Genomic DNA, 5,116 nt, shown 5'->3' with positions numbered 1-5,116 from the left:
TGGACGAAACCGCCTTGTTCCTGCATCGCGTCGTATCTGATCTGCCGGCCTCAAAACAGGCGATGCTCGAACGCTTGCACAGTTCGGACGAGGACCTCGTTGGGGAGACGGCCCTGCTCGTGGACGACGATGCGCGCAACATCTTCGCGTTGAGCAGTGTTTTGGACCGACGCGGCATGAACGTGTTGAAGGCGACGACCGGCAACGAAGCCATCGCGATCATCAATGCTCAGCCTGATGTGGCAATCGTCCTGATGGATATAATGATGCCAGGAATGGACGGTTACGAAACGATGCAGGTGATACGCTCCAACCCTGCGTTTCGCAGGTTGCCGATCGTTGCCCTGACGGCGAAGGCGATGAAGGGGGATCGAGAAAAATGCCTTGAGGCCGGCGCGTCGGACTATCTTGCCAAGCCGGTCAACACTGAGCAGTTGCTATCGTCGCTTCGGATGTGGCTACATCGCTGAAAAATAAGAAGGGATTCGCGATGGACCCGGTCAATATCCTCCTGGTGGACGATCAGCCCGCCAAGCTGCTGAGCTACGAGGTTATTCTCCAGGAACTCGGCGAGAACCTTATCAAGGCGAAGTCTGGACGGGAGGCTCTTGAGTATCTCCTAAAAACCGAAGTCGCCGTTATCCTGGTCGATGTCTGTATGCCGGACCAGGACGGCTTCGAGCTGGTCGCGATGATCCGCGAACATCCGCGCTATCAGAAGACCGCCATCATTTTCGTCTCCGCGATCATGATGGCGGAGCCGGACCGTCTGCGCGGCTATCAGGCGGGCGCCGTCGACTACGTCTCGGTCCCAGTGGTGCCGGAAGTGCTCCGCGCCAAGGTCAAGGTTTTCGCCGAACTGTTCCGCAAAACCCGCGAGCTGCAGAGGCTCAACGCGGAACTGGAGCGGCGCGTGGCGGAGCGTACGGCAGAGCTGGAGGCGTCGACCAGTCAGCTCGCGCTTCTCAACGAGCAGCTTGAGCACCGAATCGAGGAGCGGACGCGAGAACGGGAGGAAGCGTTGGCGCAGCTCTTCGAAGCGCAAAAGCTAGATACGATCGGGCAACTGACCGGCGGTGTCGCGCATGATTTCAACAATCTGCTGATGGCGGCGCTGGGGAGCCTTAGTCTGTTAAAGAAGCGCTTGCCGATGGAGGAGCGGTATGAGCGCTTGCTCGACAACGCCATCCAGGCGGCAGAGCGCGGAGCTGCGCTCACACAACGGCTTCTTGCCTTCGCGCGACGCCAGGAATTGAAGCCGCAGGCAGTCGATGTGATCCGGATCGTCGATGGCATCGAAAACTTGCTGCAACGAGCAATCGGACCAGGGGTGCGGTTTGCAAAACAATTGCCGGATCAGCTTGCCGCGGTGCTCGTTGACGCGAACCAACTTGAGCTAGCATTGCTGAATCTCGCTGTGAATGCACGAGATGCCATGCCTAGCGGAGGGCTCATTACGGTGAGCGCTGCCGAATATGAAGTATCAACCGATCGCCCACAGCCCGGTCTGACGCTTGGCCACTACGTTCGCGTAAGGGTCTCAGACACGGGTTGCGGGATGGACGAAGTGACGCTCGCCAAAGCTGCGGAACCGTTCTTTACGACTAAGGGGCCAGGCAAGGGTACAGGCTTGGGATTATCCATGGTCCACGGTTTGGCAGCTCAGTTTGGTGGAACGCTCGTTCTATCCAGCGCTCCCGAGCAGGGCACTTCCGTCGATCTGTGGTTGCCTGTAGCGGGAGAAACACTAGCTCCGGCGGTTGTATTCGCCGATGCGCCAGACGCCATCATCGCTCGTCCTTTCGTGGCGCGAACCATTCTCGTTGTCGACGACGATGCTTTGGTTAGCATGGGCACTGCGGCGATGCTGGAAGACCTCGGCCACACAGCTATCGAGGTCATGTCGGGCGCTAAAGCACTCGAAGCATTGACTGCAGACCAACGTATTGATCTGGTCATCACTGATCACGCAATGCCAGGAATGACAGGCGCGGAACTCGCGCGCCACATTCGCAGATCGCACCCAAATCTGCCGATTATTTTGGCTTCAGGCTACGCAGAGCTTCCAGACGATGACGGTCTTGCCGATTTGCTTCGCCTGGGCAAGCCGTTCGCTCAAGCGCAGCTAGCTGCTGCAATTGAACGCGCCGTTCTCACGTCCGCGGGGGCAGGCCCACAAGGTTTGCCGCTGTCTTCATAGCGCAAATGGACAATAGCGCGGCCGTCCCTGCTTGGTGGCTTCGCGTGAAGTGCGTAGTCGATCGGAGGTTGTCGGTTGGTGGCTCCGGTCGCGATTAGGGCCGAGCGCGCGTTCAACGTCATCCCCTGTCCCCGAGCCCACCGAATCCGAGAAAGCCGCATAGGCGAAGAGCGCCGGCGATCTGCAAGGCTCCACTTTACCCTTATCGGCGACGGCAATCTCATGAAATTGCGCGAGAACCCGCGGGTTGCCGCCGATGACAAGGTGATCCAGCTGATTTGATAGGAGGGGACCAATCGGTGGTCGACTCAAAATAAGACGACAACAACTCGCAACGTTGGCCGTGCCCGCCCGTGGCACCTCGTGCCATCCTTTTGAATGACGGCGAAATTCGTCTTAAGCTCTCCGTCGTCCAACATCCTTTCGTGTCAGACTCAGTTCTCCGGCAGGCGCTTGGGGACATTTATCGTGTCTTCAACATCAGAACACTCGCGTCACTCTGCGCCCATCGCTTCAGGACGTTGATGGTCACATCGCTTTTGTGACGATGCACGCGCAAGTCGAACTGGGAGCGCGTCAGTTTCAGGCCCCGAAGCGGAACGTCATCGAGGAACGCCGGAAGCACGGGGTCAATTAACTTGACCTCGTTGCTAGCGGCCGGCAATTCCAGCCCTAGACAAGCAGCCAACATCGCAAAGGGTGCTGCCGCGGCCCAGGCTTGGGGCGAGCATGCTACCGGGTAAGCAGTCGGCCCGCGTCGGCGCCGTCTCAAAAAGCCACAGAACAGCTCCGGCAAGCGCTGCTGATCTTGATAAGTCGACGCATCGAAGGTCGCCTCGAACAGCCGCGCCGCTTGAAGTTTGAAGCCATATCTGGCGAAACCAAGGGCGATCAGGGCGTTGTCGTGGGGCCACACCGAACCATTGTGGTACGACATCGGATTGTAGCGAATTTCGCCGACATTCAATGTCCGGATTCCCCAGCCGCCAAAGCTGCTTTCGCTCATTAACGTCGCCGCGACCTTGGCCGCGCGCTCTGGCAGGGCGATGCCCGCAAATAGCGCATGTCCGGCATTGGATGTGCGCACTTGGCACGGCCGCTTGTTACCGTCGAGGGCTAAGGCGTAGGAGGCGATCTCTTCGCACCAGAAGGCGCGATCAAACCTGTCCCTCAGCGCGGAGGCGGCGACCTCGAGTTCATCCGCGCGATCGACTAGGCCCAAAGCTTTCGCCATCGACGCCGCCGCTCGCTTGGCGGCGTAAACGTAAGCTTGAACTTCGACCAGCGCGATCGGGCCTTGCGCCAGGGACCCGTCGGCATGTGAAATCGAATCGTGACTGTCCTTCCAGCCCTGATTGGCCAGGCCGCTATCGGTTTCGCGGTAATATTCGACGAAGCCATCGCCGTCGCGATCTCCATAGGTATCGCACCACTGGAGCGCCGCCTGGATGTGACCCCAAAGTCGCTCGATCGTCGCAAGGTCGCCGGTGCGCTCGAAATACTGCCCCGCCAGCATGACAAAGAGCGGCGTGGCATCCACCGAGCCATAGTAGAATCCGAAGGGCACCTCTCCGAGATTGGCCATCTCCCCGCTGCGCCGTTCGTGCAAGATCTTGCCGGGCTGCGCGTCGGCCGTAGGGTCGGTGGTGACGGCCTGGGCTTTGGCCAAATGCAGGAGGACACCTTTCGCCACCTCCGGATCGGCCCACATCAACATCATGGCCGTGATGATTCCGTCGCGACCAAACATCGTCGAAAACCACGGAATGCCGGCATAGGGATAAATGCCTTCGGGGCTGCGCGTCATCAGCGTATAAAGATCTGAGGTCGAACGCGTGATCAGATCTGTAAAAAGGGTATTCGTCGCCTCGATTTTCGCGACATTGGACGTCAGTGCGCGCAGTTCCCTGCGGGCATTCTGATAAGCCTTGGCGAAGCCTTGAGCCGGAACCCCGGGTGCGCTCTTGATTGGCGATGCATGCAAGCTCGAGGCATCGACCAGATCGCAGGCGACAGTAACAAGCAGCGACGTTCGCTCGCCTGGGTTGAGTGCGAACCGGAAGGAAGCGCAATCTTTCGACAGTTGGCTCGGGTCCGGGCTAAAACGCAGGACAGTTCTGCGAATTCTGTCGTCGAGACCACGATAGGCAAAGCGCGCGAATTGCGAGGTGACCTCCGTTCCCATTTCACCGCGTCTGGCCCGCTTCATCCCTCGGACTTCGAAGAGATCGCAAAAATCCGCTGCGAATGTCAGGGACAACCAGAATTCATGCGGGACGCGGTCAAAGTTACGTAATCCGATCCGCTCGTAACAGACGGAGTTCCAGAGGAACTTGGTTCTTCCAATCGCGATGGCGTCACGTGGAATTATCGTCGCCCCATCCGAACGAGTGATCTCGGGATTGGCCAGATCCACAGTCAGGGACGCATTGTCGTCTTGAATCACCGAGCTCAGCAGAAGTGGACGCTTGTCCTGGAAAAACAGCTGCAGGCGCGAAAGATGTCTGGTGTCGTTGCAGAACAGACCTTCCGAAGTGTCCGGGGTAATTCCCAAATCGCCATGGCTGTCGAGAACCGCGAAGGCATTTCCGGATTTCAGGGTGCGTAAGGGACGATCGACCAGCGATTGATGTGCATCAAGCGCATCGTCGGCAAATCGCTCGGCCGGACGCGGAATTTCGCGTTCGCTTGCAGCGACGCTGAATTCAACCATTCGACTGTCCTCTGCTGGGATCAGGTGCGAACCGATTGGGCCATGGCTCTGCGTCTTTTCTGCGGCCCTGCGCGGTTCCCGTGATGAAGACAGCCGACGACCGAAAGCTTCGAGATTGTCGCTCACCATCCTCCCCGCGGGAAAAAGGCATTGCACATCCCGCCGCACCTTGAGGAGAGCTATCATGGCCCCTCGTTGGGGTG

General features: G+C 58.8%; 3 protein-coding genes. 2 read left to right on the top strand and 1 reads right to left on the bottom strand.

Annotated elements, in window-relative coordinates; translation table 11 throughout:
• Window positions 1-470, top strand: a 470-nt coding sequence (locus B6S44_RS09450; RefSeq protein ID WP_164985771.1) for a response regulator, incomplete at its 5' end; no start/stop codon positions are given.
• 20 nt (window positions 471-490) lie between these two features.
• Window positions 491-2,200 carry a response regulator gene (locus tag B6S44_RS09445; RefSeq protein ID WP_129156656.1) on the top strand — a complete coding sequence of 570 codons (1,710 nt, stop codon included), beginning with the start codon at window positions 491-493 and terminating at the stop codon, window positions 2,198-2,200.
• A gap of 463 nt (window positions 2,201-2,663) precedes the next feature.
• Here the strand turns inward: B6S44_RS09445 and B6S44_RS09440 are convergent, their stop codons facing one another.
• The gene (locus B6S44_RS09440; RefSeq protein ID WP_129156655.1) at window positions 2,664-4,913 is read right to left on the bottom strand and encodes an amylo-alpha-1,6-glucosidase; all 2,250 of its coding nucleotides are present in this window, start codon (window positions 4,911-4,913) and stop codon (window positions 2,664-2,666) included.
• Between the last annotated feature and the right edge of the window lie 203 nt (window positions 4,914-5,116).

This window comes from Allobosea sp. Tri-44, from assembly GCF_004123845.1.
Taxonomy (GTDB): domain Bacteria; phylum Pseudomonadota; class Alphaproteobacteria; order Rhizobiales; family Beijerinckiaceae; genus Allobosea.
The sequence above is the reverse complement of the archived record's forward strand: the minus strand, read 5'-3'. Positions and strand labels throughout refer to the sequence as shown.

Bases quoted from the DNA above. Each gene is read 5' to 3' on its own strand.
- B6S44_RS09440 (WP_129156655.1), bottom strand. From the start codon at position 4,913: ATGGTTGAATTCAGCGTCGCTGCAAGCGAACGCGAAATTCCGCGTCCG.
- B6S44_RS09445 (WP_129156656.1), top strand. From the start codon at position 491: ATGGACCCGGTCAATATCCTCCTGGTGGACGATCAGCCCGCCAAGCTG.